At 67.6% G+C, this 25,718-nt stretch carries 22 protein-coding genes; 17 read left to right on the top strand and 5 right to left on the bottom strand.

What is annotated here, in order from left to right:
• The first annotated feature begins 3 nt into the window (after window positions 1-3).
• The 9 genes from ACXI0D_RS04370 to ACXI0D_RS04330 all read left to right on the top strand — a co-directional run bounded on the left by ACXI0D_RS04370 (window position 4) and on the right by ACXI0D_RS04330 (window position 10,428).
• Complete coding sequence (locus ACXI0D_RS04370; protein WP_119006727.1) at window positions 4-933, top strand: DUF58 domain-containing protein; 930 nt, start codon at window positions 4-6, stop codon at window positions 931-933.
• A complete protein-coding gene (locus tag ACXI0D_RS04365) occupies window positions 930-1,379 on the top strand; it encodes a DUF4381 family protein (RefSeq protein WP_049442712.1) in 450 nt (149 codons plus the stop codon). The genes ACXI0D_RS04370 and ACXI0D_RS04365 overlap by 4 nt, the downstream gene beginning before the upstream one ends.
• Window positions 1,376-2,380: a vWA domain-containing protein gene (locus ACXI0D_RS04360; RefSeq protein ID WP_049442711.1), complete on the top strand. Its 1,005-nt coding sequence runs from the start codon at window positions 1,376-1,378 to the stop codon at window positions 2,378-2,380. Before ACXI0D_RS04365 ends, ACXI0D_RS04360 begins: the two co-directional genes overlap by 4 nt.
• Window positions 2,377-4,215, top strand: a complete 1,839-nt coding sequence (locus ACXI0D_RS04355; RefSeq protein WP_049442761.1) for a VWA domain-containing protein — start codon at window positions 2,377-2,379, stop codon at window positions 4,213-4,215. The genes ACXI0D_RS04360 and ACXI0D_RS04355 overlap by 4 nt, the downstream gene beginning before the upstream one ends.
• Window positions 4,212-5,927, top strand: a complete 1,716-nt coding sequence (locus tag ACXI0D_RS04350) for a BatD family protein (protein WP_049442710.1) — start codon at window positions 4,212-4,214, stop codon at window positions 5,925-5,927. The genes ACXI0D_RS04355 and ACXI0D_RS04350 overlap by 4 nt, the downstream gene beginning before the upstream one ends.
• A 57-nt stretch (window positions 5,928-5,984) precedes the next feature.
• Entirely contained in the window at window positions 5,985-7,304 is a 1,320-nt protein-coding gene (locus tag ACXI0D_RS04345) for a dicarboxylate/amino acid:cation symporter (protein WP_119006726.1), read from the top strand.
• A 214-nt stretch (window positions 7,305-7,518) separates the two neighbouring features.
• Window positions 7,519-9,516: a transketolase gene (tkt, locus tag ACXI0D_RS04340; RefSeq protein WP_479642350.1), complete on the top strand. Its 1,998-nt coding sequence runs from the start codon at window positions 7,519-7,521 to the stop codon at window positions 9,514-9,516.
• 316 nt (window positions 9,517-9,832) lie between these two features.
• Window positions 9,833-10,111, top strand: coding sequence for a type II toxin-antitoxin system RelE/ParE family toxin (locus ACXI0D_RS04335; RefSeq protein ID WP_049442707.1), 279 nt, complete (start codon window positions 9,833-9,835; stop codon window positions 10,109-10,111).
• 11 nt (window positions 10,112-10,122) lie between these two features.
• Window positions 10,123-10,428 carry a HigA family addiction module antitoxin gene (locus tag ACXI0D_RS04330; protein WP_049442706.1) on the top strand — a complete coding sequence of 102 codons (306 nt, stop codon included), beginning with the start codon at window positions 10,123-10,125 and terminating at the stop codon, window positions 10,426-10,428.
• A gap of 88 nt (window positions 10,429-10,516) precedes the next feature.
• Here ACXI0D_RS04330 and ACXI0D_RS04325 read toward each other — a convergent pair whose 3' ends face one another.
• Together ACXI0D_RS04325 and ACXI0D_RS04320 are read right to left on the bottom strand one after the other, a co-directional pair.
• Window positions 10,517-12,469: an acetyl-CoA hydrolase/transferase C-terminal domain-containing protein gene (locus ACXI0D_RS04325; RefSeq protein ID WP_049442705.1), complete on the bottom strand. Its 1,953-nt coding sequence runs from the start codon at window positions 12,467-12,469 to the stop codon at window positions 10,517-10,519.
• A gap of 33 nt (window positions 12,470-12,502) precedes the next feature.
• Complete coding sequence (locus ACXI0D_RS04320) at window positions 12,503-13,060, bottom strand: flavin reductase family protein (protein ID WP_049442704.1); 558 nt, start codon at window positions 13,058-13,060, stop codon at window positions 12,503-12,505.
• A gap of 118 nt (window positions 13,061-13,178) precedes the next feature.
• Here ACXI0D_RS04320 and ACXI0D_RS04315 point away from each other — a divergent pair, with 118 nt between their 5' ends.
• The 3 genes from ACXI0D_RS04315 to ACXI0D_RS04305 are packed head-to-tail and all read left to right on the top strand — an operon-like array spanning window position 13,179 to window position 15,338.
• Window positions 13,179-13,544, top strand: coding sequence for a BlaI/MecI/CopY family transcriptional regulator (locus tag ACXI0D_RS04315; protein WP_479642349.1), 366 nt, complete (start codon window positions 13,179-13,181; stop codon window positions 13,542-13,544).
• Window positions 13,537-14,778: a M56 family metallopeptidase gene (locus tag ACXI0D_RS04310; protein ID WP_049442703.1), complete on the top strand. Its 1,242-nt coding sequence runs from the start codon at window positions 13,537-13,539 to the stop codon at window positions 14,776-14,778. The genes ACXI0D_RS04315 and ACXI0D_RS04310 overlap by 8 nt, the downstream gene beginning before the upstream one ends.
• Window positions 14,775-15,338, top strand: a complete 564-nt coding sequence (locus ACXI0D_RS04305; RefSeq protein ID WP_049442702.1) for a hypothetical protein — start codon at window positions 14,775-14,777, stop codon at window positions 15,336-15,338. The genes ACXI0D_RS04310 and ACXI0D_RS04305 overlap by 4 nt, the downstream gene beginning before the upstream one ends.
• 53 nt (window positions 15,339-15,391) lie before the next feature.
• Here the strand turns inward: ACXI0D_RS04305 and ACXI0D_RS04300 are convergent, their stop codons facing one another.
• The 3 genes from ACXI0D_RS04300 to ACXI0D_RS04290 form a co-directional block, all read right to left on the bottom strand.
• Complete coding sequence (locus tag ACXI0D_RS04300; RefSeq protein ID WP_049442701.1) at window positions 15,392-16,192, bottom strand: MBL fold metallo-hydrolase; 801 nt, start codon at window positions 16,190-16,192, stop codon at window positions 15,392-15,394.
• Between the two features lie 11 nt (window positions 16,193-16,203).
• Window positions 16,204-17,022, bottom strand: coding sequence for a S1/P1 nuclease (locus tag ACXI0D_RS04295; protein ID WP_479642348.1), 819 nt, complete (start codon window positions 17,020-17,022; stop codon window positions 16,204-16,206).
• A gap of 233 nt (window positions 17,023-17,255) precedes the next feature.
• Complete coding sequence (locus ACXI0D_RS04290) at window positions 17,256-17,885, bottom strand: OmpW/AlkL family protein (protein WP_049442699.1); 630 nt, start codon at window positions 17,883-17,885, stop codon at window positions 17,256-17,258.
• A gap of 193 nt (window positions 17,886-18,078) precedes the next feature.
• On the opposite strand from ACXI0D_RS04290, the gene gap reads away from it, so the two are divergent.
• The 5 genes from gap (at window position 18,079) to ACXI0D_RS04265 (ending at window position 25,667) form a co-directional block, all read left to right on the top strand.
• Window positions 18,079-19,083, top strand: a complete 1,005-nt coding sequence (gene gap, locus ACXI0D_RS04285) for a type I glyceraldehyde-3-phosphate dehydrogenase (protein ID WP_005414333.1) — start codon at window positions 18,079-18,081, stop codon at window positions 19,081-19,083.
• Window positions 19,084-19,208: 125 nt separating this feature from the next.
• Window positions 19,209-21,887, top strand: a complete 2,679-nt coding sequence (locus ACXI0D_RS04280; protein ID WP_119006724.1) for a DUF2339 domain-containing protein — start codon at window positions 19,209-19,211, stop codon at window positions 21,885-21,887.
• Window positions 21,884-23,260, top strand: coding sequence for a DUF3999 domain-containing protein (locus tag ACXI0D_RS04275; RefSeq protein ID WP_119006723.1), 1,377 nt, complete (start codon window positions 21,884-21,886; stop codon window positions 23,258-23,260). The genes ACXI0D_RS04280 and ACXI0D_RS04275 overlap by 4 nt, the downstream gene beginning before the upstream one ends.
• A 581-nt stretch (window positions 23,261-23,841) precedes the next feature.
• Complete coding sequence (locus tag ACXI0D_RS04270; RefSeq protein WP_049442696.1) at window positions 23,842-25,017, top strand: phosphoglycerate kinase; 1,176 nt, start codon at window positions 23,842-23,844, stop codon at window positions 25,015-25,017.
• On the top strand, window positions 25,014-25,667 hold the full coding sequence (locus tag ACXI0D_RS04265; protein ID WP_014038298.1) for an HAD hydrolase-like protein: 654 nt from the start codon (window positions 25,014-25,016) through the stop codon (window positions 25,665-25,667). Before ACXI0D_RS04270 ends, ACXI0D_RS04265 begins: the two co-directional genes overlap by 4 nt.
• Window positions 25,668-25,718: the final 51 nt, after the last annotated feature.

The raw sequence follows: 25,718 nt of genomic DNA, 5'->3' as shown, positions 1-25,718 counted from the left end.
CGCATGACCGATCCATCCCTGGAACACGCACCGTCTGCGCTCGAAGGTGACGGGCTGCGCCCGCAGCTGGCCGAACTGGTCGCGCTGCGCCGGCTGGCGCAGCGGCCACCGCCGCCGCGACGTGGACGCACCGGCAATGCAGGGCAGGCGCCGTCCCCGCTGCGCGGCCGCGGCATGGAGTACGCCGAGTCGCGCGAGTACGTGGCCGGCGACGACGCGCGCCACATCGACTGGCGCGTGACCGCACGCACTGGCCGGGCCCACACCAAACTGTTCCAGGCCGAACGCGAGCGGGTCAGCCTGATCGTGGCCGACACGTCGCCGGCGCTGTACTTCGGTACCCGCGTGCGCTTCAAATCGGTGCAGGCCGCACGCGCGGGTGCTGTCGCCGCGTGGTCGGCGCAGCGCCGTGGCGATCGTGTGGGTGCGCTGCGTGGCAGCGACCGCGAAGCGCCGATCGCCCCCGCAGGTGGTCCACGCGGCGTGCTGCGCGTGCTCGACGCGCTGACCCGCTGGTACGCACAGCCGCCAGCCGACGATCTGGGCCTGGAGCGCGCGCTGGATCATGCCGGTCGCGTGCTGCGCCCGGGGGCACGCATGCTGGTACTGGCCGATCCGCAGCAGGCCATCCGCATTGCACCGGCGCGCTGGAGCGCACTGGCCCAGCATCACGACCTCAGCCTGGTGCTGCTGGTCGATCCGCTGGAGCTGCATCCCCCCTCGGCGGCGCTGCAGTTCCAGACCGCACAGCAGCGTATCGGTCTCGACCTGCGTCGCAGCGAGGTGCAGGCACATTGGCAGGCACACTTCGTCGAGCCGCTGCAGGAACTGCGACGCCAGCTCGGCGCACGCCGTGTCGATGTGCAGGTGCTGTCCTCCGATGCGCCCAGCGACGCCTGGCTGGCGCCGTCGCCGACTGAGGTGCCGGCATGAGCGCCGCTCTGCCGTTGCGCGATGTGCAGCTGCCGCCGGCACCGTCATGGTGGCCGCCAGCCCCCGGTTACCTGATGATCGGCGCGGTGGTCGTGCTGGTGCTGCTGGTGATCGCCGTGGTGATGTGGCGACGTCGCCGCCGTCGCCAGCACTGGTTGCAGCAATTCGATCAGGAACTGGCAACTACCAGCGACGCCGCGGCCGAACTGGCGGCCATTGCGGGGCTGCTGCGCCGTGCCGCACGCCATGCGAAGCCGGGCAGCGAATCGTTGCGCGATGATGCCTGGTGGCAACGCCTGGACCCGCAGGGCACCTTGCCCGATGCGCGCCGCAGTCTGCTTGCCGAAGGCGCCTATCGCCCGCACGTCGACAGCAACGACGTGGCCGCTGTGCGCAGCTGGGCCCGCGAACGCTATCTGGCGATGCTGCTGGAGCGTCGTCGATGAACCTGTGGACGACCTATTGGCCATGGCCGGACCTGCAGCTGGCATGGCCGCTGGCTTTGCTGGCGCTGCCGTTGCCGCTGCTGATGCATTGGTGGAAGCGCCGTGCAGAACCGGGCGCCGCACTGCGTGTGCCTTATGCGGCTGCCGAACTGGAAGCGCTGTCTGGTGGCGGCCGTGTTGACGTGTCGTGGCTGCGCACGTTGCTGCTGTGGCTGGGCTGGTGTGCACTGTGCATCGCGCTGTCGCGACCGCAGCAGCTGGGCGAAGCGATCACGCCGCCGCAGCAGGGGCGGCAGATGATGCTGGCGATGGATGTGTCCGGCAGCATGGGCGAGGGCGACATGGTGCTGGGCGGCCAGGCGGTCGATCGCCTCACCGCGGCCAAGGCCGTGCTGGCCGACTTCCTTGATCGTCGTGCCGGCGACCGCGTCGGCCTGCTGATCTTCGGCGACCGCGCCTACACGCTCACGCCGCTGACCGCAGACTTGGCCAGCGTGCGCGACCAGCTGCGCGACAGCGTGGTCGGCCTGGCCGGGCGCGAGACCGCCATCGGTGATGCCATCGGCCTGGCAGTGAAGCGCCTGCGCAGCCAGCCGGAGGGGCAGCGCGTATTGATCCTGTTGACCGATGGTGTCAGCAATGCCGGTGTGCTGGAGCCGTTGCGCGCTGCGGAAGTGGCGCGCGCCGAGGGCGTGCGCATCCACACGGTCGCGTTTGGCGGCGATGGCAGCATGCGGTTGTTCGGCATTCCGATTTCCACCGACCAGGATCCGGTCGATGAGGCCACCCTGAAGAAGATCGCCAGCATGACCGGTGGCCAGTTCTTCCGTGCGCGGGACACCGCGCAGCTGGCCGGCATCTATGCCGAGCTCGATCGCCTGGAGCCAGTGGCCGCAAAGGGCCCGAGCCTGCGCCCGCGCGAGGAACGCTATGCGTGGCCGTTGGGCCTGGCATTGCTGCTGGGCGCATTGGCATGGCTGTGGCCGGAGCGTCGCCGATGATCGCGTTTGCTTCGAATCTTCCCGATTGGAACGCGCTGCACTTCCTGCGGCCCGAGTGGTTGTGGGCACTGCTGGCGCTGCCACTGATCATCGCGTTGGCGCTGTACCGGCAACGGCGCAGTGATGTGTGGCGGCAGGCGGTGGACGCGCACCTGTTGCCGCACCTGCTGGCCGCCGGTGCAAGGCGGCGGGCACGTTTGCCCTGGGTGTTGCTGCTCGGCTGGACACTGGCGTCGCTGGCCATGGCCGGGCCGAGCTGGCGCCAGCAGGCACAGCCGATGTTCCAGGCCAGCGCACCGTTGCTGGTGGTGCTGGACCTGTCCAGCCGGATCACCGCAACCGATCTGCCACCGTCGCGCCTGCTGCAGGCGCGGGCGAAAGTGGGCGAGCTGCTGCGCGCGCGCCAGGGCGGGCAGGTGGGGCTGGTGGTGTATGCCGATGATGCCTACACGGTGGCACCGCTGACCGACGACGGCAGCAACGTCGCGCTGTATCTGGATGCGCTGTCGCCGGACGTGATGCCGCGCGATGGCCAGCGTGCCGACCGCGGCATCGACTGGGCAACACGCTTGATGCGGCAGATCGGTGCGCTGCAGGGGCAGATCCTGCTGGTCAGCGATCAGGCGGATAGCGAAGCTGCACTGGCGGCGGCACAGGCGCGCGGCCTGGGCTTGCAGGTGTCGGTGCTGGGACTGGGCACGCCTGCCGGTGCGGCCTACCGCGATGGCAGTGGGCAGATCCGCCAGGCTGCGCTGGATGAGGGCAGCCTGCGTGCGGTAGCCACTGCAGGTGGCGGCCGCTATGCACGCATCTCCGCCGATGACAGTGATCTTCGTGCGCTCGGTGTACTCGACGCGCGCGAAGGCACGGCGGCGCAGCGGCCGGGCGAAGGCAAGCAGTGGCGTGACGAAGGCTTCTGGCTGCTGCCGCCGGTGATGCTGCTGGCATTGCTGGCCTTCCGTCGTCGCGCGGTGCTGGCCGCGGTGCTCGCGGTCGGCCTGCTGCCATGGATGAATGACGCGCAGGCGCAGGCCCCTGCGACGCCTGCCTCGCAGCCGGTGCAGGGCACGCTGTGGAAGCGAAGCGACCAGGTGCAGCACCAGCGCCTGGCCGAGGGGGTTCAGGCTTACCGCAAGGGCGACTTCGCCACTGCACGCAAACAGTTCGAAGGCATCGACAACGATGCCGGTTGGTACAACCTGGCCAACACACTGGCACGCGAAGGCAACTACGACGACGCGATTGCTGCCTACGACCGTGCGCTGGCACTGCATCCGGGCATGGCCGATGCGGTGGCCAACCGTGCCGTGGTCGATGCCGCACGCAAGCGCAAGCAATCCGGTGGCGGCCAGGGCCAGGATCAGCAGAAGCCGCCGCAGAACGGGCAGCAGAAGCAACCACAGAGCCCGCAGCGCCAGCAGAACCCACAGGGGCAGCCGCAGCAGGGCCAGCAGAATCCCAGCCAGGGCCAGCCGTCGTCGGGCCCGCAGGACCCGCCCAAGGCGGGTGACAACAACGCGCAGTCGAAGCCTCAGCCTGGCGAGCGTGGCCGCGATGGCCAGCAGGCACCGCCACAGGTGGAGGATGCCAAGGCGCAGGCGCAGGCCGATGAGCAGCAGCGCCAGCGCATGCAGCAGGCAATGCAGCAGGCACGTGAGGGCAAGGGCGAGCAGGAGGGCAAGCCCGTGCCAGGCAGCGAGGGCGCCACCCCGCGCCAGCGCGAGGAGCAACAGGCCGTGGAGGCGTGGATGCGACGTGTGCCGGATGATCCGGGCGCATTGCTGCGGGCCAAGTTCCAGCTGGAAAACGAACGCAGGAAGAGGGAAGGGCGATGACGCGGGCGATCAAGATGCACGGGCGCTGGCCACTACAGGTACTGGCGGCACTGCTGCTGTGGCTGCCGCTCCTCGCTTGGGCGCAGCCGCGCGCGTGGCTGGACCGCGACCGCATCGCGATGGGCGATACGGTGACCCTCAATGTCGAGAGCGATCAGGGCGCGCCGGATTTCACGCCATTGCGTACCGACTTCGATCTGAGCGGGCAGACCAGCAGCCGCCAGGTGGAGTGGAGCAATGGCAGCATGCAGCAGCGCAACCTGTATGGCGTGGCGCTGACGCCACGGCGCAGTGGTGCGCTGGTGGTGCCGGGCCTGCAGGTGGGCAGTGTGCGCACCGCGCCGCTGACGCTGCAGGTCGATGCGGCCGCCGTGGCGGGGCCCGACAGCAATGCGATGGCCTTCATCGAAACCGTTGTCGATGACGATACGCCGTATGTGCAGCAGAGCGTGGGCGTGGTGGTGCGCCTGTACTTCGCCTCGCAGCTTGCCTCCGGCGAACTGGTGCTGGATACCCCGGCGGGCGCGTCGTTGCAGCGCGTGGGCGACGACCGCACCGATGTGCGCCAGGTCAACGGGCGCCGCTACAACGTGGTCGAACGGCGTTTCCTGCTGATCCCCGAGCGCAGTGGCGCGTTGAAGCTGGCCGGTGCGCGTTTCAGTGGCCGCAGCGCCGGTGGCTTCTTCGATGATTTCTTCGGCGGTGGCGACGGTCGCATGAATGCCACCAGCGCCGACCGCACGCTGCAGGTGCAGGCACAGCCGGCGCAGGCCCCGCAGCCGTGGCTGCCCCTGCAGAGCCTGCAGCTGCGCTACACCAGTGCGCCGACCAGTGCCCGCACCGGTGAGGCGGCCAACGTGGTGGTCGAAGCGGTTGCCGAAGGCGCGACGCGTGCGCAGTTCACCGACCTGCCGGTGCCGGATGTCGGCGCCAATGCGCAGGTGTTCGCCGAACCGGCACAGTACGAAGAGACCTTCAACGGCAGCACGCCGCGCCTGAAGATCACCCGCCGCTATTCGATCGTGCCGCGCCAGCCGGGCGCGCTGGTGGTGCCGGGGCCGCGCCTGCCCTGGTGGGATGTGCGTAACGGCAAGGCGCAGGAGGCGAAGCTGCCGGACCTGACGCTTGCCGTCGCGGCCGGCACGGGTACTGGCACTGCCTCACCGCCACCGTTGCCACCGATCGACACCGACGCCGCGCTGCCGGGCGCCGATGGCCAGGACAGCCGCATCGCGGCGACCGATCCGCGTGCCAGCGGCCTGTCCGAGCGTCCGTGGCCGTGGATGGCGGCGGCCATCGGCCTGGCGTTGCTGTGGCTGCTGACCCTGCTGTGGGGCTGGCAGCGCGGTCGCCGCCCGCGTACGGCGGCACCTGCAGCCGGCAAACCCTCTGTGCCGACTGTGGCGAGCGGGCGTGCCGGCTTGGCCGAACTGCGCCGCGCGCTGGATGGCGAGGGCTTCGACCAGGTGGAAGCACAGCTGTGTGCGATGGCCGGCGTTGAACGCATCGAGCAGGTCATCGCGCGGCTTGGGGATGCAGCCCAGCGCCAGGTGCTGCAGGACCTGCAGCAGGCACGCTGGGGCGGGCAGGGTGATCTGGCGCCGCTGCGTGCGCGCCTGCGCGAGGTCTTCCGTGACGGACCGCACTGGTCGGCGGCCGCAGGCACCGCCGACACTGGCCTGGCGCCGCTGTATCCACCGCGGCGAACCTGAACCGGCGCCGCTTGCGCGCTTTGTTAGAGTGCATTCATTTTTCGAGGAAACCCGCGTATGACAGCAGCTGCTGCCGACAAGAAGAAGTTGCCCCTGCATTGGAAGATGGGCATCGGCTTTGCGATCGGCCTGGTCCTGGGACTGATCGTGCACGCCCTGGGCGGCAGCGTCGATGGTCTGCAGGCCGGTGCCAAGTGGGTAATGGACTACGTCACCACCCCGGCGTCGGGCCTGTTCCTCAACCTGATCTTCATGCTGATCGTGCCGCTGATCTTCTCGGCGCTGATCATGGGCGTGTCGGAGATGGGCGACATCCGCGCCCTCGGCCGCATCGGCTGGAAGACGCTGGCCTACACCGTGCTGCTGTCCGGCATCGCGGTGGGCATCGGCCTGGTGCTGGTCAACGTGCTCAAGCCGGGCGCCGGTGTCGACCCGCAGGTCGCCGCGATGATGCTGTCGGAGAACGCCGAGCGCAGCAAGGAGATCGTCGCGGGCATCCATGGCACGCCGAAGGGCATGGACATGTTGCTGTCGATCGTGCCGAGCAACGTGCTGCAGGCGGCCTCGGACAACGGCGCGATCCTGTCGCTGATGTTCTTCGCGCTGATGTTCGGCATCGGCATGGTGCTGACCGACAACGAGAAGGTCGCCCCGCTGCGCCGCGCCATCGAAGGCGTGTTCGAAATCTCGATGACCCTGATCAACCTGGTCATCCGCCTGGCCCCGTATGCGGTGGCCTGCTTCATGTTCAACCTGGCTGCACTGTTCGGCTTCGAGCTGATCATCCGCCTCGGTGCCTACGTGGGCGTGGTGGTGCTGGCGCTGGGCCTGCACATGATCGTGACCTACGGTACCGCGGTGTGGCTGTCCGGTCGCTCGCCGCTGTCGTTCTTCCGCGATACCCAGGAAGCGACGGTGATGGCGTTCTCCACCGCCTCCAGCAATGCCACCCTGCCGACCGCACTGCGCGTGGCCGACCAGATGGGCCTGCCGCAGCGCGTGTCGCGCTTCGTGCTGACCGTGGGCGCCACCGCCAACCAGAACGGCACCGCGCTGTTCGAGGGCGTGACGGTGATCTTCCTGGCCCAGTTCTTCGGCGTGGACCTGAGCATCGGCCAGCAGTTCATGGTGATGGCAGTCTGCATCCTCGGTGGCATCGGTACCGCCGGTGTGCCGTCGGGCTCGCTGCCGGTGGTGGCGATGATCTGCGCGATGGTCGGCGTGAACCCGCTGGGCATCGGCCTGATCCTGGGCGTGAACCACTTCCTGGACATGTGCCGCACCGCGCTGAACGTGACCGGCGACCTGGCCCTGACCACGCTGGTGGCCAAGGGCGAGTCCCACGACGGCCCGGCGCTGGGCCCGCAGCAGGACTGAGTCCGGAACCACTGCTGGCGACCTGATCGGGGTCGGATTCCTTTCCGCAGGGAAAGGGCTCTGACCCCTTTTCACATGCGGAATCCGGCGGAGATCATGAAGTGCCGGCCAGCGACCGGCACGACCAGGCAAGGTGAACCGACCCCCCGCCCGGCGACTATGGGACAATAGGCCGCCCGCACGTCCGCGGCCGCCTCCCGATTCCGACAGAACCATGACGCAGCCTACCCGTCGCCAGTTGGCCAACGCCATCCGCTTCCTTGCCGCCGATGCGGTTGAAACCGCAAAGTCCGGCCACCCCGGCATGCCCATGGGCATGGCCGACATCGCCGAAGTCCTCTGGAACGACTATCTCCGCCATAACCCGAGCAATCCGCACTGGTTCAACCGCGACCGTTTCGTGCTGTCCAACGGCCACGGTTCGATGCTGCAGTACGCGCTGCTGCACCTGAGCGGTTACGACCTGCCGATCGAGCAGCTGAAGCTGTTCCGCCAGCTGGGCAGCCACACCGCCGGTCACCCGGAACGCCACGAGACCCCGGGCGTGGAAACCACCACGGGCCCGCTGGGCCAGGGTTTCGCCAACGCCGTGGGCTTCGCTCTGGCCGAGAAGCTGCTGGCACAGCGCTTCAACCGCCCGGAGCTGGAAGTGGTCGACCACCGCACCTGGGTGTTCATGGGCGATGGCTGCCTGATGGAAGGCGTGTCGCATGAAGCGGCCTCGCTGGCTGGCACCTGGGGCCTGCACAAGCTGGTCTGCTTCTGGGACAACAACCACATCTCCATCGACGGCAACGTCGAGGGCTGGTTCACCGACAACACCCCGGAGCGTTTCGAGGCCTACGGCTGGAACGTGGTCCGCGACGTCGATGGCCACGACCCGGAAAGCATCAAGGCCGGCATCGAGGCCGCGCTGTCGCAGAGCGACAAGCCGACCCTGATCTGCTGCCGCACCACCATTGGTTTTGGTTCGCCGAACAAGGCGGGCAAGGAATCCAGCCACGGCGCACCGCTGGGCAAGGACGAGCTGGAAGCCACCCGCAAGCAGCTGGGCTGGGAATACGGTCCGTTCGAGATCCCGCAGGCGATCTACGATGGCTGGCGCGCCAATGGCGCCGGCACCCTGCGCCAGGCCGAGTGGGAACAACTGTTCGACAAGTACGCCAGCCAGTACCCGGCTGAAGCGTCCGAGCTGACCCGCCGTTCGCACGGCGAGCTGCCGGCCGACTTTGTTGCCAAGGCCGATGCCTACATCGCCCAGGTGGCCGCTGAAGGCCCGACGATCGCCTCGCGCAAGGCCTCGCAGCTGGCCATCGAAGCTTATGCCCCGCTGCTGCCGGAAATCGTCGGCGGCTCGGCCGACCTGGCGCATTCCAACCTGACCCTGTGGAAGGGCGGCGAGTCGGTCGCCAGCGACGACGCCAACGCCAACTACGTGTACTACGGCGTGCGCGAGTTCGGCATGACCGCGATTGCCAATGGCCTGGCCCTGCACGGTGGTTTCATTCCGTTCGACGCCACCTTCCTGGTGTTCAGCGATTACGCCCGCAATGGCGTGCGCATGAGCGCCCTGATCCCGGCCCACGCCATCCACGTGTACACCCACGACTCGATCGGCCTGGGCGAAGACGGCCCGACCCACCAGCCGGTGGAGCACCTGGCCTCGCTGCGCTACATCCCGAACAACGACGTGTGGCGTCCGTGCGATGCGGTCGAGTCGGCGGTGAGCTGGAAGGCCGCGATCACCCGCCAGGACGGCCCGAGCTGCCTGGTGTTCAGCCGCCAGAACCTGCCGCACCAGCCGCGCAACGCCGAGCAGATCGCCCAGATCGAGCGCGGTGGCTACGTGCTGGCCGATGCCGCCGGCACCCCGGACGTGATCCTGATCGCCACCGGTTCGGAAGTCTCGCTGGCCACCGAAGCCAAGGCCCAGCTGGACGCGGCCGGTATCAAGACCCGCGTGGTCTCGATGCCGTCCACCGACGTGTTCCTGCGACAGGATGCGGCCTACCGTGAATCGGTGCTGCCGAACGCCGTGCGCAAGCGCGTGGCCGTGGAAGCCGGCGTCACCGGTTTCTGGCGCCAGTTCGTTGGCCTGGACGGTGCGGTGATCGGTATCGACACCTTCGGTGCCTCGGCCCCGGCCGACCAGCTGTACAAGCACTTCGGCATCACCACTGCCCACGTGGTGGAAGCCGCCAAGGCGCTGTAAGCCTCCTCTCGGCGCAACAAAGGAAAGGCCGGCGCAAGCCGGCCTTTCTCGTTCTCCTGAGTAGAGAAAAAGGGGACGGAGGGGATTAAGTCGTTTGTGCACATGCGACTTAATCCCCTCCGTCCCCTTTTCCTTTGCCCGGAATGCTCCACCCGGCGGCACCAGTGTCGCGTTGGCCTCTTCATCTGAGCTGCATTCCTTGCGAAAAAGAAGGACCTGCCGAGGGACCCTCAGAAGTGGTCATGGACAAGAAGAGCGGCGCAGAAACCCATGGTGGATTTGCGGGGTGTAAGGTGATGCCTTACACTGGCGCCGCATGATCGTCAGCTTCAGGCATAAGGGCCTGAAGGCGCTCTATGAGCGGGGCGACATTTCCGGAGTCCGTGCCGATCATGTGGCCCGGTTGCGGCGTTTGCTTCTGCAGCTGGATCAGGCCCGCGTGCCTGGGGACATGGGGCTGCCCGGAAATCGCTTGCACCCACTGCGCGGGAGCTATAGCGGCTACTGGGCTGTAAGTGTCTCGGCGAGTTGGCGACTGGTGTTCCGCTTTCGTGGGCTCGACGTCGAATTGGTCAATTATCTTGATTACCACTAGGAGTCTGCCCGATGCCGTTGCATGATCCGCCGCATCCCGGGGAATCGCTGCGCGAAGACATCCTGCCAGCAATCCGTATGTCGATCAGTGCGCTGGCGCAGCATCTTGGCTACTCGCGCGGACAGCTGTCGACGATCATCAACGGGCACGCCGGCATCTCCGCGGAACTCGCATTCCGCCTTGAGCTTGCAGGTCTGGGCAATGCCCGCATGTGGCTGGCGATGCAGGCGGCATACGACCTGTGGCAGGTCGAGCATCGAGCGCATCCACCGATTGCCCGTCTGTATCTTGAGGATGCAGTGAGGATAGAGCGGTAGATCCACGCCATGCGTGGATGAGAAAAAGGGACGGAGGGGATCAAGTCGTTTGTGCACAAACGACTTGATCCCCCTCCGTCCCCTTTTCTCAGGCGGTGCGTGCCAGCGCCAGCCGCAGCAGGCGCGCGTCCAGGCGCTCTGCGAAATCCTTCGGCGCCTGCAGGCCCATGCGCTGCAGGTACACCGCATCGCCATCGCCGGCGGGTTGGCGCAGCGCTGCCCAGACCGTGCGCAGCTTGTCGCCGCGGGTCTGCGTGTTGGCCTTCAGCCAGCCCAGCGCCTTCACCAGCACCTGCTCGATCTCGTTGAAATCGCTGCCCAGTGGATAGTCGGGCAGGCTGCCATCGGCGCGGAATGGGGCCAGTGCCGTCGCCAGTGCCTGCGGCGTGTTGCGCTGCTGGCGCTGCGGATCCGGTTGCGTGGCCGCCAGCAGCTTGCGCGAAGCGTGTGCCTGCTGCAGCAGGCCGCCCTGGAACGGGGCCTCGGTGATCGCGGTCATCGCATGCACGCAGTCCTCGTCGGTCAGGCCGCGCAGATCGGCGATGCCGTATTCGTTGAGGTAGATGTCGCGCAGGTGGCGCGGAATGGTGGTGTGGCCGTAGTTCCAACGCACGTTCGATTCGCGCTGGCCCTTGTCATCGCGCGCGGCGCGGAACATCAGCACGCTGCGGGCTTCCGGCAGCGCATGTGCCATCGCCACGAAGTTGTACTGGCCGCCTACACCGGATACCACGCGTCCATCGTCCAGCGCGTCCGACACCGCCGCGCCCAGCGCGGTGGCCATCATGCAGGAGTTGAAGAAGCGCGCGTGCCGGCGCTGCAGGCGTTCCAGCGTCTCGTTGCCACCGTACAGCTGATTGATCTCGCTGATCCGGCGCATGCCGATCGCACGGCACTCGTCTTCCGGCAGCGTGCGCAGCCATTCGTAGAATTCCGGCGAACCCAGGTAGAACGCGCCGTGGAGGTACTCGCCTTCGGCAGCCAGGGTGGCGTGGTCGATCGACAGCGTGCTGCCATTCTCGATGCGCTGCATCAGCGCCAGGTCGTCGTGCACCTTGCGCTTGATCACCCCGGTCTGCACCAGCCTGCGGAAGCCTTCGTTGAGCATCTCGCTGCAGCCGTACAGTCCCACTTCGAACGGGTCCACACCACCGATTTCCTGCACCAGCGGATGGCTGGCCAGCTGCGGATCCAGCGCATGCAGCACGCGGCGGTAGCGCGCGTTGTCGGTGTGGCGCAGCACCAGCGCATGGCTGAGTGCATCAGCCAACGTGCCGATGCCGATCTGCAGGGTGCCGCCGTCGCGCACCAGCGTGCTGGCGTACAGGCCGATGGCGTAGTCGGCATCGCCGACCGGCTGCCGCGGCAGCCCGAACAGCGCCGGGTACGGCGGAGGCGGAGTGATCACCAGATCGAAGAACGACACATCGACCGTGGCCGTGCCGCCGAGGTAGGGCAGCTGCGGATCGATTTCGGCGATCAGCAGCGGGCGCGGCAGCCCGCGAGCGGTCATCGCATCCAGCGTGTCCTGGGTGATGTCGTTGTTGCACGACAGCGAAAGCCGACGGTCATCCGGCCGCATCGCCACTTTCTGCACGATCACCTGCGGCGCGCGCTGCGCCACCGCATCGGCGGCGTGGGTGTAGTTCAGGCTGGTATAGCTGGACTGCGCCTGGCGCGAACCGAGCAGGGCGCCGGACTGCATGTAGAACTCTTCCACCTGCACATGCGCTGGCAACGCGTCGCGTGCGATCGCATCGGCATAGGCCAGGCGCGGGAAATCGTCGCCGAAGTGACGCTGCGCGAACGGGGCCATGAAGCGTGCTTCCAGGCCGTTGCCGCGCGCCTTCGGTGGATTCAGTGACAACGCGGTATACAGCTGCAGCGGCCGCGAAGGGTCGTGCTCGACACGTGCGTAGAGGGCATTGAGCAACCGATGCGGCTTGCCCAGTGCCAGCGGTGCCCCGATCCGCAGCGGCCCGTCCACGCGCGCAAACAACCAGTCGACGGCGGCGTCCAGGTCGGTGAGGTGTTCGGTCATGCGCGGCGGTCCTGCGTGTGGGGAGTGCGGGCATTACAGCATGTCGGGCTTGAACCGCCGTCGACGCGAGACTTCCGCGCCGGACACCATGAACTGCCCATCGCCGCGGTAATGCACCGTGCGCGGCAGCTTCGGCCGGGGCGCAACATGGGCGCGCACGATTTCCCAGATGAACAGATTGCTCGCTGCCACCTGGCTGTCGTCGTAGAGGCGGCATTCGAAGCACGAATGGCATTGCCCGACCAGCGGCGCACCGACCTCGCGTGCGGGCAGTGCGTCGAGCCCGAAACGCGCGAACTTGTCGACCTCGCGGCCGCTGCAGTTGCCGATGTCCACCACGGTATCGAGCAGCTCTATCCCGGGAACATTGATTACGCACTCGCCGCTGCCGCGCGCCAACGCGTGGCTGTAGTTCTCGTGCCACAGGTAGGTGGCGACCAGTGAAGGCGAGAAGCCCATCACCATGTGCCAGCCCATCGTCATCAGGTTGCGCTGGCCGCGCCACGCCGTGCTGACCAGCACGATCGGGCCGGGTTCGAGGAAGCGGCGGGCCTGCTCGACCGGGAACTCCTTCTTGGGCAGCGCCTTCATCCGATGCCTGGGGCGGGAGGAATCGATGCTCGCGCAGCCGGGATGAACCCGGAGTCGAGGGGCTTGACAGGAGATTTGATTACGCGCGTAATCGAAACGTCGATTACGGATGTAAACCATGACCCCGGTCAGCGAAGCCGAAGCCGTTGTGATGGAGGTGCTGTGGCAGCAGGCACCGCGTAGCGCCGACGAGGTAGTGGCCGCGCTGGCCCATCGTGACTGGGCCGAGCCGACCATCAAGACCCTGCTCAACCGCCTGCTGACCAAGGGCGCGATCGCCGCCGAGCGCGATGGCCGACGCTACCTGTACCGGCCGCTGCTGCAGCGCCAGGCGTGGGTGGAGGCGCAGAGCCAGGACTTCATTGGCCGTGTGTTCGAAGGACGCGTGGCGCCGTTGGTGGCGCACTTCAGCGAGCGCGGCCAGTTGAGCGCGCAGGACATCGCCGAACTGAAGAAGCTTATCCAGGAGCTGGACCATGACTGAGCTGCTCGACGGACTGTGGCAGGCCAGCCTGTGGCTGGCAGTGGGGGTGGTCCTGCTGGCGATGCTGCGGCCATTGCTGGTGCGGATGGGGGGCGCTGGGTTGGCCTACCGCAGCTGGTGGCTGCTGCCGATGCTGCTGGTGGCACTGATGCTGCCGTTGCCACAGGTTGCGTTGTTGCAGCAGGTACCCACGCTGCCGCTGAAAGTGATGCCGGGGGCCACCGACGGTGGAGCGGGTGGGTCGGTGCCTGGGGCTGGACTGTTGCTGCTGGCCTGGGCGCTGGGCATGGGCCTCTGCCTGCTGCGCGACCTGCGCGCACAGCGTCGTTTCGAACGATGCATGGGCCCACTGAAGCCGCGCACCGATGGCAGCTGGCAGGCCAGCGGCGATCCTGGCCTGCCCGCGCTGGTTGGCCTGTGGCGCCCACGGATCGTGGTCGGTCCCGACTTCGACCAGCAGTTCACTGCGCAGGAACAGGGCCTGATCCTGCAGCACGAGCACAGCCACCGGCGCAATGGCGATCACTGGGCCAATGGGGCGCTGCTGCTGGTGCGCGCGGTGTTCTGGTTCCACCCGCTCCTGCCGTGGGCTGCGGGCCGCTTCCTGCGCGACCAGGAACTGGCCTGCGACGCCCGCACCATGGCCCCGCAGCCGGCGCTGCGCGGCCTCTACGCCAGCACGCTGCTGAAGGCGCAGCTGGTCCATCCGGTTGCGCCCGCGGTCTGCCATTGGCGCAGCCAACCCGTGTTGAAGGAGCGTGTTGCCATGTTGAAGCAGTCCAAGCGGAAGGCATTGCCGTGGGTGTCCGGACAGGTGCTGGTGGTCGGGTTGTGCGTGGGCATGGGAGCGGTGGCGTGGGCGAGCCAGGGCGGCACGGCCGGGAGTCCGAGGATCGGTGTCGAGCCGTACGCGACTGCGGAAGAAGATGCGGCCAAGGCTGGACTGGATCGTCCGATCCAGGTCGACAAGATGCCACCGCCGTCCTATCCGAAGTCTGCGGTCGAGCAGCGCCAGGTGGGCGTGGTGAACCTGCGCGTGGAAGTGGACGCCAAGGGCCATCCCACTGACGTCCAGGTGCTCAGTGCTACCAATCCGGGTGTGTTTGATGCGGTCTCGATTGCTGCGGCGCGCAGCTGGACCTATCGGCCGGCGATCAAGCATGGCCAGCCGGTTGCAGGGGCGGTGAAGATTCCGATCACCTTCGCCATGGACGACGCTGAGGACGCGAAGTGAAGTGTGCGCCGCTGCTCATGACGGTGGCGCTGTTGGCAGGATGCGCGAGCCAGGAGCGGCTGACCATGGTGGATACCCGCAGTGAGAATGTCGGCCATCAGCGCCTGCAGCCACAGGCGGGCGGTGGCAGTGGACAGTTGCAGGTGTATTCGCTGGGTGCGACCGAGGGCTACCGGATGCCACAGCTGTACGCGGCACCGGACCCGGAGGTCGGCGATCGTGACCCGCGCGCGGAACTGGCGCCGACCACCATCTGCCTGCAGGTGGTGGTTGATGCGCAGGGCAGCGTCGAACGCAGCATGCCGCTGACCGATCGCCAGGACTGCGCCGCAGGGGCTGCACGCGAGAATGCGCCTCTGCTGCAAGCTGCTCAGGAGGCGGTGGCGATGTGGAAGTACTCGTCCGCAGCGGTCTGCCACTTCGCGGCTGGCAAGGTGCCTGCCAACCGCGGCGACTGTCGCGGCGCCGAACGGGTCGAGCCGGTGGCGGTGACCCTGCAGTACGCCTTCACCTTCGAGATCGTGAAGGGCCGGCATGTGGTGCGGACGCAGGGAAAATGATCGCTCACGGTCCGTGATGGAAACCGATGGCGCCGGGCTCTGCCCGGCGTACCTCAGGCCCCGCCCTGGATGTTGGCCTTCACCGCCGGTTGCATCAGCTTGGGTTCTTCCAACGTGGCATCGCGTGCCTGGCGCACGCTGACGAACTCCGCCTCGGCCACGCCGTCATGCACGTGGATGTTGTGCGCGCGCTGTTCGCCGACGGTGGTTTCGTTGGCGAAATCACGGCCGCCTGGGCCGTAGTCGTGGCAGACGAACACGCGGGTGGCATCGGGCAGCGCCAGCAGACGCTGGATCGAGCGGTACAGCTGTGCGGCATCACCGCCCGGGAAGTCGCAGCGGGCAGTGCCGCCGTCGGGCATGAACAGCGAGTCGCCGGTGAACAGCGCATCGCCGATCAGGTAGGCGATGCTGTCGCTGGTGTGGCCGGGCACGGCGATCACCTGGCCGCGCAGTTCGCCAAGCGCAAAGGTCTCGCCATCGCTGAACAGGTGATCGAAGATCTCATCTGCACCTGGAAGCTGCAGGCCATAGCGTGGCGCGAAGGTCGCCTGCACCGCGCGGATGCCCTCACCGATGGCCAGCGTGGCTTGCGGAAAGCGCTGCTTGAGCCGGCGCCCGGCCGACACATGGTCGGCGTGGGCATGCGTCTCCAGCAGCCAGCGCAGCTGCAGGCCCTGTTGCTCGATGGCCTGCAATGCCGCGCGCAGCGGTGATTCGCTGCTGGCGTCGGTATCCGGGTCGTAGTCTAGGACCGGGTCGATCAGCGCCGCCTCGCCGCTGGCCGGGTCGCTGACCAGGTAGCTGAAGGTATTGCTGTCACGGTGGAAGAACGACTGCACCTGGACCGGCATCGGAACCCTCCTCAGCGCGTGCCGAGCACGCGGTTCAGCAACTGCGCCAGGTTTTCACCGGCCAGTCGCAGCTGCGCTTCGGCCAGCGGCCGGTAGCGCTCGGTATATTCGTCACCGATTTTATGCGAGGCCGGATAAACGCCAGCTTGCATGGAGATGCGGCAGCTGGCTTCGGCCCACGTCTGCGGGTCGCGCTGCGGGTTGGACTGGCGCGCCAGCTTCGGTGCGCGCTGGCTCTGCAGAAGCGGCAGGTAGCCGGCATCGTCCAGCTTGCGGGTGTTGAGCATGCCGCTGTCCCACAGTGAATGCAGGTTGGTACCACGGTTGCCGAACTGCAGCTGGAAATCGTTGCCGCCCTTGTCGTGGGCATAACCGGCGTGCATCGGCTGGTGGATATCGCCGACCAGATGCACGACGAACTTCAGTGCCTGCAGGCGCTCGCCATCGGTCAGGCTGCGATCGCCGAGGATCGCGCTCTGTGCCTTCAGGGCCTCGACGATGCAGTTGCCATTCTTGCAGTGCTTCGGTGCTTCGTAATGGCAGTTGTCTTCGGCGATGTTGACGTAGTGCCAGCCGGCCGAACGACGGCCCAGGCCCGGGTCCTTGGCACGCAGCTGGTCGGCCCACGGCGCGATGCTGGCCAGCGTGGCGTCCGGTTCGGTGGCCAGCAGGCGGTCCACTTCGGCGCGGGCGGTGGGGGTGAGGCGGGCGTCGGCGACTTCGCCAACCAGGCGGTGGCCTTGCGCGCCCCAGGCATGGGCGGGGGCGGAGACGGACAGCAGGGCCGGCGCCAGGGCGGCGGCGAGGAAGAGGGAGTGCAGGGCTTTCATGCGCACATTCTAGCGGGGTAGGTGGATTGAGGAGCGGCGCGTTCCTGTTCCGAAGTGGGAGCACAGCGGGAGGGGCGGCGTGTCCCGGCTCTGCTCCCCGCCTCGCCCCAGCTCCGGAACCGCTTCAGTCCCAGCAACAAAAAAAAGCCCCGGCAATCACCGGGGCAACATGCTGCGAGGGTTTTGCTGGTAGCGGGGGAGCGGGGGCGAAGCCCCCGCACTCAACACACCGCTTAGAACTTGAAGACGTACGACGCGCCGTAGACCAGCGGATCGATGTTGACCGTGCCGATCTTCTCGCCGTTCAACTTCACCTTGCTGTCGATGTCGATCCAGCGCATGTCCACGCGCAGTGCGCCCTTCTCGCCGATCGCGAAGTCCACGCCGGCGTGTGCGGCCAGGCCCCACGAATCCTGCAGCTTCAGCTTGCTGCCAGCCAGCGCACCGGTGGTGTCTTCGCTGAAGAAGGTCGTGTAGTTCACACCCGCGCCCACAAACGGCGACACCTTGCCCTTGCTGTTGAAGTGGTACTGCAGGGTCACCACCGGCGGCAGCTGCTTGGTGCTGCCGACGCGGCCCAGGCCATTGATGTTGATGTCGTGCTTGAACGGCAGCGCGGCCAGCACTTCGATACCCAGGTTGTCGGCAATGAAGTACTCGCCGGTGATGGTCGGCTTGACGTCATTGTCGACGTCGACCTTCAGGGTGCCGCCGGCCAGCCAGCCGTTGTTCGACTTCGGCGCGACCTGGTGTACGCCGGCCGAGACGGTCCAGTCGCCCTTGGACTGGGCCATGGCCGGGGCGGCGGCGAGCGACAGGGCGGCGGCCAGGCTGGCCACGATCAGGGGGGAGCTCTTGCGCATGGGGGTGTTCTCGTTGCTGGGTGGATGGGGCCAGTGTCGGCCTCACGCCGCGCTAACGCTTTGATCCGGATCAAATCCTGTCCGCCGGCCTGCTGCCGGCCCCGGCCGGCCCACGGTGGCCAGCCCCGGTTTGCTAGACTTGTGGGCCCTATCCATCCCGCCGCACCTGTCGCGGCCGCAGGAGCTTGAGAACATGGCAATCAAGGTTGGTATCAACGGTTTCGGTCGCATCGGGCGTAACGTCCTGCGCTCGGCGGTGCTGAACTTCGGCGACGACATCGAAATCGTGGCCATCAACGATCTGCTGGAGCCGGACTATCTGGCGTACATGCTCAAGTACGACTCCGTGCACGGCCGCTTCAAGGCCGACGTGGCGGTGCAGGGCAACGACCTGCTGGTCAACGGCAAGAAGATCCGCCTGACCCAGGAACGCGACCCGGCCAACCTGAAGTGGGACGAAGTCGGCGCCGACGTGGTGCTGGAAGCCACCGGCCTGTTCCTGACCAAGGAAACCGCGCAGAAGCACATCGATGCCGGCGCCAAGAAGGTCATCATGTCGGCTCCGTCGAAGGACGACACGCCGATGTTCGTGTACGGCGTGAACGACAAGACCTACGCCGGCCAGGCGATCATCTCCAACGCCTCGTGCACCACCAACTGCCTGGCCCCGCTGGCCAAGGTCATCAACGACAAGTGGGGCATCAAGCGCGGCCTGATGACCACCGTGCACGCGGCCACTGCCACCCAGAAGACCGTCGATGGCCCGTCCAACAAGGATTGGCGCGGCGGCCGTGGCATCCTGGAAAACATCATTCCCTCGTCCACCGGTGCGGCCAAGGCCGTCGGCGTGGTCATCCCGGAACTGAACAAGAAGCTGACCGGCATGAGCTTCCGCGTCCCGACCTCGGACGTGTCGGTGGTCGACCTGACCGTCGAGCTGGAAAAGGAAGCCACCTACGCCGAGATCTGCGCTGAAGTGAAGGCACAGAGCGAAGGCCCGCTGAAGGGCATCCTGGGCTACACCGAAGACAAGGTCGTGGCCACCGATTTCCGCGGCGAAACCTGCACCTCGGTGTTCGACGCCGATGCCGGCATCGCCCTGGACGGTACCTTCGTCAAGCTGGTGACCTGGTACGACAACGAGTGGGGCTACTCGAACAAGTGCCTGGAAATGGCCAAGGTCATCGCCGCCAAGTAAGACTGGCGAAGATCGCAGACGGACCCCGGCTTGGCCGGGGTTCGTCGTTTATGGGACCCACCCTGTCGTAGCATGGGGCGGTCGACCGCTGCCGCTGGGGCGCGGGAACGCAATGGAAGCACGCAATGGAAGCACTGATCGCCCTGGTCGTACTGGTCCTGTTGGCCATCCCGCTGCTGCTGGTGGTGGCGCTGGTGATGATCGCCGGCCTGCGCCGCCGCGTCGCTGCGCTGGAAAGCGCCATGGCCGCCGCGCCTGCCACCGCCAGGCCGGCCGCTACCGCGCCCGCGCCTGAACGGCCTGTGGCCACGCCTGCGGCCGGCGCCGATCCACCGTTCCTGCGGCCGGTCGCCGCTGCTGCGCCGCAACCCCCGCAGCCACCGGTGCGCGACGCAGCGCCGACCGAGGCGCCTGTTCCCCGACCTGCTGCGCCACCGCCGGTACCACCCGTTCCGGTGCAGCCGCCGCTGCCTTCCGAACCGGCACTGCCCAACGTCATCGAGCGCGGCATCGGTGCGGTCAAGCGCTGGTTTACCGAAGGCAACGTGCCGGTCAAGATCGGCATGCTGGTGCTGCTGGCCGGTGTCGCGGCACTGCTGAAGTACGTCAGCGACCAGGGCTGGCTGGTGTTGCCGATCGAGCTGCGCATGGCCGGTATCACCGTGGGTGCGCTGGGCCTGCTGGCCTTCGGCTGGCACCAGCGCGAGCGCCGGCGCCTGTTTGCGCTGGCGTTGCAGGGCGGTGCCGTCGGCGTGCTGCTGCTGACCATCTTCGCGGCCTTCAAGCGCTTCGACCTGATTCCCCCGGGCTTTGCCTTCGTCAGCTCCATTGCACTGGTGGCCGGGCTGTGTGTGCTGGCGGTGGTGCAGAACTCGCGCACGCTGGCCGTGCTGGGCATCCTGGCCGGCTTCATGGCACCGCTGTGGCTGTCCACCGGCAGTGGCAACCACGTGGGGCTGTTCAGCTATTACGCCGTGCTCAACGCGGGCATCTTCGCCATCGCCTGGTTCCGTCCATGGCGCGCGCTGAACCTGCTGGGCTTCGCCTTCACCTTCGGCATCGGCACCTTCTGGGGCGTGCTGCAATACGCACCGGACAAGTTCAGCAGCACCGAGCCGTTCCTGGTGCTGTTCTTCGTGTTCTACCTGTTGATTCCGCTGCTGTACGCGCGCCGCCAGCCGGCCGGCCGGCGCGAACTGATCGATGGCAGCCTGGTGTTCGGCACGCCGCTGGTCGCGTTCTCGCTGCAGGCGGGCATGCTGCACGAGCAGCCGATGACGCTGGCACTGTGCGCGCTGGGCCTGGCCGCGATCTACGCGGTACTGGCGCGGGCACTGATCGCACGTGCGTCGTACACCATGCTGGCGCAATCGCATGCCGTGCTTGCGGTGGGCTTCGCCACGCTGGCGGTGCCGCTGGCACTGTCGGCGCGCGCCACCGGTGCCGTGTTTGCACTGGAAGGTGCAGGCCTGGCCTGGTTGGGGCTGCGCCAGAAGCGCTGGCTGCCGCAGGTGTCCGGCGCGTTGCTGCAGATCGGCGCCGCATTCGCCTTCGTTGCCGGCGGTGACCACTGGCACGAAGACCTGCGCTTCCTGATCAACCCGACCGCCATTGGCGCGCTGTTGCTGGCCCTGGCCGGCTTCGCGTCGGCGTGGAGCTATCAGCGCAGGCCGCGTCATGAGGTCGCACTGGTGTATTACCTGTGGGGCCTGCTGTGGTGGTTGGGCGGCCTGGTCCATGAGATCACCCGCTTCTTCCCCTACCGCACCGAAGTGGACGCGTTGCTGGTGCTGGCTGCGGTCACTGCCTGGCTGGCCGCCGAAGTGCAGCGTCGCCAGCCGGCGCGTGCGCTGGGCGTGACCGCACTGGCCATGCTCGCGCTGGGCTTCCCGCTGGCGCTGATGCAGAGCGATGCGCACCACCAGCCGTTCGCCGGCTACGGCGCGCTGGCCTGGGCGGTGTTCGCGGTGCTGGGCGTGCGTACCCTGCTGTGCCTGCGCAAGGGCGGTGACACCGTGGCCCGCATCGCGCAGTTCCTGTGGTGGCTGCTGTGGCCGTCGCTGCTTTCGCTGCTGGCCCTGTGGGGCGGTGGCGAAGCCGATCTGGCGCAGGGCTGGACCACCCTGCTGGTGACCTTGCCGTGGCTGCTGATGGCGGCGCTGTCGCTGTGGCGCTGGAACGCGCTGCGCTGGCCGCTGGGGCAGGCCTTCGACAGCGTGCGCGTGCCGCTGCAATGCGTGCTGTTCGGCCTGTTGTCGATCGGATGGTTGTTCGGCCAGCTGCTGCCGGGCGACGCCGCGCCGCTGTTGTGGCTGCCGGTGCTGAATCCGGCCGAGATCGGCCAGTGGTTGAGCCTGCTTCTGCTGGCGCGCTGGCTGTACGGCGATCAGCGACCACAGGCGCCGCAGGCATTGCTGAACATCCGCATGCCGCTGCTGGCACTGGCGGCCTTCGTCGCACTGACCAGCCTGGTGCTGCATGGCGTGCACCAGTGGGGGGGGCTGACCTGGAACGCGTCGATGATGCGCTTCAGCCTGGCGCAGACCAGCCTGACCGTGTTGTGGAGCGTGCTGGGCGTGATTGCCTGGGTGTGGGGTTCGCGTCGTGGCCAGCGTGTGTTGTGGATGGTCGGTGCCGTGCTGATGGGTGTGGTGCTGGCCAAGCTGGTTGTTGTCGATCGCCAGCACCTGGGCAATCTGCTCGGCATCGCATCGTTCATCGCCTACGGCCTGCTGTGCACGGTCGTGGGTTATCTGGCACCGGCACCGCCGAGCGCGGCGCCGTCCGTGGAGGAAAAACAATGAGGAAGTGGAGCAGGGCGCTGCTGCCGGCGATGTTCGGCATGCTGGCCGCCGTCGTGGTGCAGGCGGCCGACTACCGCACGCAATATGCCGAGCAATGGCCGCTGACGTTGTCCAGCGCGCAGTCCGGCGCTTACCGCATCGTGCTGGAGCCGGCGATCTACCGCCGTGCCGTGAGCCCCGACCTCAGCGATCTGCAGGTGTTCAATGCGGCCAGCCAGTTGTTGCCGTCGGCACTGCTGGCACCGGACCAGCCGCTGGCGCAACCGCCGGTGCAGCGTGAACTGCCGTGGTTCGCATTGCCGCCGCTGGCCGATGCCCAGCGCAACGACCTGCAGCTGCTGACCGAGCGCGATACCGATGGCCGCGTGCGCCGGGTCGAGGCACGGGTGAGTGGTGGGGCGGTGGCGAACGGGCAGGGCGGTTGGCTGATCGACGCCAGCATGCTCGACCAGCAGCCGTTGGCAGCGCTGGTGCTGGACTGGGCCGACAGCGGCCAGCCACTGCAGGCACAGGTGCAGCTGGACGCCAGCGAAGACCTGCAGCACTGGCGCTCGATTGGCAGCGACGTGCCCCTGGTGGATCTGCAGCGCGCCGGCAAGCGCCTGCTGCAGCGCCGCCTGCAGGTGGACGGCACTGCACGCTACCTGCGTATCCTGGCGCAGGGCGATTCGCGCCTGCCGACCCTGCGTGGCGTACTGGCGGAATTGCCGCCAGCGCCGGCGACGCTGCCGTGGGAATGGCTGTCGCTGGAGCCGACGTCGAAGGGCAAGGGCGAGTACACCTTCGAGATGGATGGCCGGTTCCCGGTGGCGCGCGCCGATGTGGCCAGCACCGACAACAGCCTGGTGCAATGGACGCTGTTCAGCCGCGATGATGAGAGTGCGGAGTGGCAGCGCCGCAGCGCGCCGTGGATCGCCTACCAGGTGCAGCAGGGCACGCAGGGCCAGCGCCAGCAGTCGGCGGCGCAGCCGCTGGGCGGCGTGCACCGCGACCGCTACTGGAAGCTGGTGGCGAATCCGGCGGAAACCGCCACCGCGCCGACACTGCGCCTGGGCTACCAGCCGGAAGTGCTGGTGTTCCTGAGCCAGGGGGCAGCGCCCTACGCACTGGCGGTGGGTAGCGCGACCGCACACCGCACGGACGCGCCGATCGGGGTGCTGATCGAAGAGCTGCGGCAGCGCAATGATCCGTCGTGGCAGCCGACGCTGGCGCGACTGGAAGGCAGCCCGGAACCGCTGGCGGGCGATGCGGCGCTGAAGCCGCAGCACGATTGGAAGGCGTGGTTGCTGTGGGCGCTGCTGGGGCTGGGCGTGCTGGTGGTGGGTGGGCTGGCGCTCAGCCTGCTTCGGCAGAAGCCTGCGCCTTCGGAATAGGTTCCAGCGAACGGCGCAGCCCCTCGTGGGTGGCCGTGTAAAGCAAAAGCAAAAGCCGCGTTTGGCCGGGCGGGGTGGGTTCGCGGGGGACGCCGCGAACCCACCCCGCCCGGCCTCTGACAGTTTCCGTGTGCGTCCATCCACGGAAGAGAAAGAAGAAGAGCAAGAGCGGAAGCGGGTCGCTTCGCTCGACGGCCCTCGGGGTCAGATCCGTTTTCCGCAGGAAAACGGATCTGACCCCTTCCTTTTCCAACCGACATCAGAAACCGCTTCTGCCTTTGCCATCCGCTCCGCCACATGAACCTGTCGAGGCCGGGGTGGTGTGGGCTGGCAGGGGTGTCAGCCGCATGGATGCGGCTGCCAAGCCTCCAAGGACGGATTCACGGCGTCCCCTGCCAGCCCACACCACCCCGGCCCAGCCCCAGCATCACGAAGCGCCAGCGCTTTGGCCGTTGCCGTTGCAGTTGCTGTTGCAGTTGCTGTGCGCCTCTGCCTGCCGCAGGCATCGGCCCTCCCACCACCCGCGATACAATGGCCGTCTGCCGTACCCGGCATCCCGTCCCTGAGCCAAAGAGTTGCCCATGTCCATCGTCCGCATGACCGACCTCGACCTCTCCGGCAAGCGCGTGCTGATCCGCCAGGATCTGAACGTGCCGATCGAGAATGGCCGCATCACCTCCGAACAGCGCATCACCGCTTCGCTCCCGACGCTCAAGCGCGCGCTGGAGCAGGGTGCGGCGGTGATGGTCACCTCGCACCTGGGGCGCCCGAAGGAAGGCGTGTGGAGCGAGGCCGACTCGCTGGCGCCGGTCGCGCAGCGCCTGTCCGAGCTGCTGGGCCGCGAGGTTCCGCTGGTGCGTGACTGGGTTGACGGTGTCGACGTGCAGCCGGGCCAGTTGGTGCTGCTGGAAAACTGCCGCATGAATGTCGGCGAGGGCAAGGACGACGAAGCCCTGTCGAAGAAGTACGCCGCCCTGTGCGATGTGTTCGTGATGGATGCCTTCGGTACCGCACACCGCGCGCAGGCCTCGACCCATGGCGTCATCCGCTTCGCCCCGGTGGCGGCCGGTGGCCCGCTGCTGATGGCCGAGCTGGACGCGCTGGCGCAGGCGTTGGACGCACCGGCCAAGCCGCTGCTGGCCATCGTCGCCGGCAGCAAGGTCAGCACCAAGCTGGAACTGCTGGCCAACCTGGTCGGCAAGGTCGACCAGCTGATCGTCGGTGGTGGCATCGCCAACACCTTCATCGCTGCCGCCGGCTACAAGGTCGGCAAGTCGCTGTACGAGCCGGACCTGCTGGACACCGCGAAGAAGATCGTGGCCGACGCCAAGGCGCGTGGCGCCGATATCCCGCTGCCGGTCGACGTGGTCACCGCCAAGCAGTTCATGCCGGATGCTGTTGCCGAAGTGAAGGCGGTCGACGCCGTCGCCGAGGACGATCTGATCCTGGACATCGGCCCGCAGACCGCTGCGCAGTACGCGCAGCTGATCGGGAAGGCCGGCACCGTGGTCTGGAACGGCCCGGTCGGCGTGTTCGAGTTCGAAGCCTTCAGCAAGGGCACCGAAGCGCTGGCCCGCGCCATCGCCAGCTCGCCGGCATTCTCCATCGCCGGCGGTGGTGACACCCTGGCGGCGGTGGACAAGTTCGATATCGCCAAGCAGGTCAGCTACATCTCCACCGGCGGTGGTGCGTTCCTGGAGTTCCTGGAAGGCAAGACCCTGCCGGCCGTCGCCGCGCTCGACGCGCGCGGCGCATGAGTGCCGACCGCAGCAAGGATGTCCTGTTCTTCGACCTCGACGGCACGCTGATCGATTCGCAGGTGGGCATCACCGCCTGCATCGCCTATGCGCTGCAGAAGATGGACCATCCGGTGCCGCCGCAGGAAACGCTGCTGGGCTGGATCGGTCCATCGCTGCGCACCACCTTCGCGCCGCTGTTCGTCGAACCGGCGCGGGTGGAACAGGCGGTGGGCTACTACCGTGAACGCTTCGACGCCGAAGGCTGGCGCGAGCACACGGTGTACCCGCAGGTGGAAGACACCCTGCGCACGTTGCATGGCCGTGGCCACCGCCTGGCGGTGGTCACTGCCAAGAACGAGCCGCACGCGCGTCGCATCCTCGCCCACCTGCCGTTCGGCGGGCTGTTTGAGGAGATCGTTGGTTCGACCCTGGATGGCTCGCGCAGCCACAAGCCGGAACTGGTCGGCGAAGCATTGCGTCGGTTGCAGGTGCAGCCTGCGCAGTGCTGGATGATCGGCGACCGCCGCATGGACATCGAAGGCGCGCGCCATCACGGCCTGCGCAGCGTCGGCGTGCTGTGGGGCTTTGGTGGTGAGGAGGAACTCACTGCCGCCGGTGCTGGCCAGCTCGCCCGTGAGCCGGTACAGCTGGAAACGCTGCTGGCCTAGTCCCCTGTAGAGCCGAGCATGGGCTCGGCTCTACCGAACTCCCTGCGCCAG

Source organism: Stenotrophomonas sp. C9D9 (assembly GCF_056491205.1).
This window is presented reverse-complemented; position numbering and strand designations above follow the sequence as displayed.

Coding starts and splice junctions, on each gene's coding strand:
- ACXI0D_RS04370 (WP_119006727.1), top strand. CDS start 4: ATGACCGATCCATCCCTGGAACACGCACCGTCTGCGCTCGAAGGTGAC.
- ACXI0D_RS04365 (WP_049442712.1), top strand. CDS start 930: ATGAGCGCCGCTCTGCCGTTGCGCGATGTGCAGCTGCCGCCGGCACCG.
- ACXI0D_RS04360 (WP_049442711.1), top strand. CDS start 1,376: ATGAACCTGTGGACGACCTATTGGCCATGGCCGGACCTGCAGCTGGCA.
- ACXI0D_RS04355 (WP_049442761.1), top strand. CDS start 2,377: ATGATCGCGTTTGCTTCGAATCTTCCCGATTGGAACGCGCTGCACTTC.
- ACXI0D_RS04350 (WP_049442710.1), top strand. CDS start 4,212: ATGACGCGGGCGATCAAGATGCACGGGCGCTGGCCACTACAGGTACTG.
- ACXI0D_RS04345 (WP_119006726.1), top strand. CDS start 5,985: ATGACAGCAGCTGCTGCCGACAAGAAGAAGTTGCCCCTGCATTGGAAG.
- tkt (WP_479642350.1), top strand. CDS start 7,519: ATGACGCAGCCTACCCGTCGCCAGTTGGCCAACGCCATCCGCTTCCTT.
- ACXI0D_RS04335 (WP_049442707.1), top strand. CDS start 9,833: ATGATCGTCAGCTTCAGGCATAAGGGCCTGAAGGCGCTCTATGAGCGG.
- ACXI0D_RS04330 (WP_049442706.1), top strand. CDS start 10,123: ATGCCGTTGCATGATCCGCCGCATCCCGGGGAATCGCTGCGCGAAGAC.
- ACXI0D_RS04325 (WP_049442705.1), bottom strand. CDS start 12,469: ATGACCGAACACCTCACCGACCTGGACGCCGCCGTCGACTGGTTGTTT.
- ACXI0D_RS04320 (WP_049442704.1), bottom strand. CDS start 13,060: ATGAAGGCGCTGCCCAAGAAGGAGTTCCCGGTCGAGCAGGCCCGCCGC.
- ACXI0D_RS04315 (WP_479642349.1), top strand. CDS start 13,179: ATGACCCCGGTCAGCGAAGCCGAAGCCGTTGTGATGGAGGTGCTGTGG.
- ACXI0D_RS04310 (WP_049442703.1), top strand. CDS start 13,537: ATGACTGAGCTGCTCGACGGACTGTGGCAGGCCAGCCTGTGGCTGGCA.
- ACXI0D_RS04300 (WP_049442701.1), bottom strand. CDS start 16,192: ATGCCGGTCCAGGTGCAGTCGTTCTTCCACCGTGACAGCAATACCTTC.
- ACXI0D_RS04295 (WP_479642348.1), bottom strand. CDS start 17,022: ATGAAAGCCCTGCACTCCCTCTTCCTCGCCGCCGCCCTGGCGCCGGCC.
- ACXI0D_RS04290 (WP_049442699.1), bottom strand. CDS start 17,885: ATGCGCAAGAGCTCCCCCCTGATCGTGGCCAGCCTGGCCGCCGCCCTG.
- gap (WP_005414333.1), top strand. CDS start 18,079: ATGGCAATCAAGGTTGGTATCAACGGTTTCGGTCGCATCGGGCGTAAC.
- ACXI0D_RS04280 (WP_119006724.1), top strand. CDS start 19,209: ATGGAAGCACTGATCGCCCTGGTCGTACTGGTCCTGTTGGCCATCCCG.
- ACXI0D_RS04275 (WP_119006723.1), top strand. CDS start 21,884: ATGAGGAAGTGGAGCAGGGCGCTGCTGCCGGCGATGTTCGGCATGCTG.
- ACXI0D_RS04270 (WP_049442696.1), top strand. CDS start 23,842: ATGTCCATCGTCCGCATGACCGACCTCGACCTCTCCGGCAAGCGCGTG.
- ACXI0D_RS04265 (WP_014038298.1), top strand. CDS start 25,014: ATGAGTGCCGACCGCAGCAAGGATGTCCTGTTCTTCGACCTCGACGGC.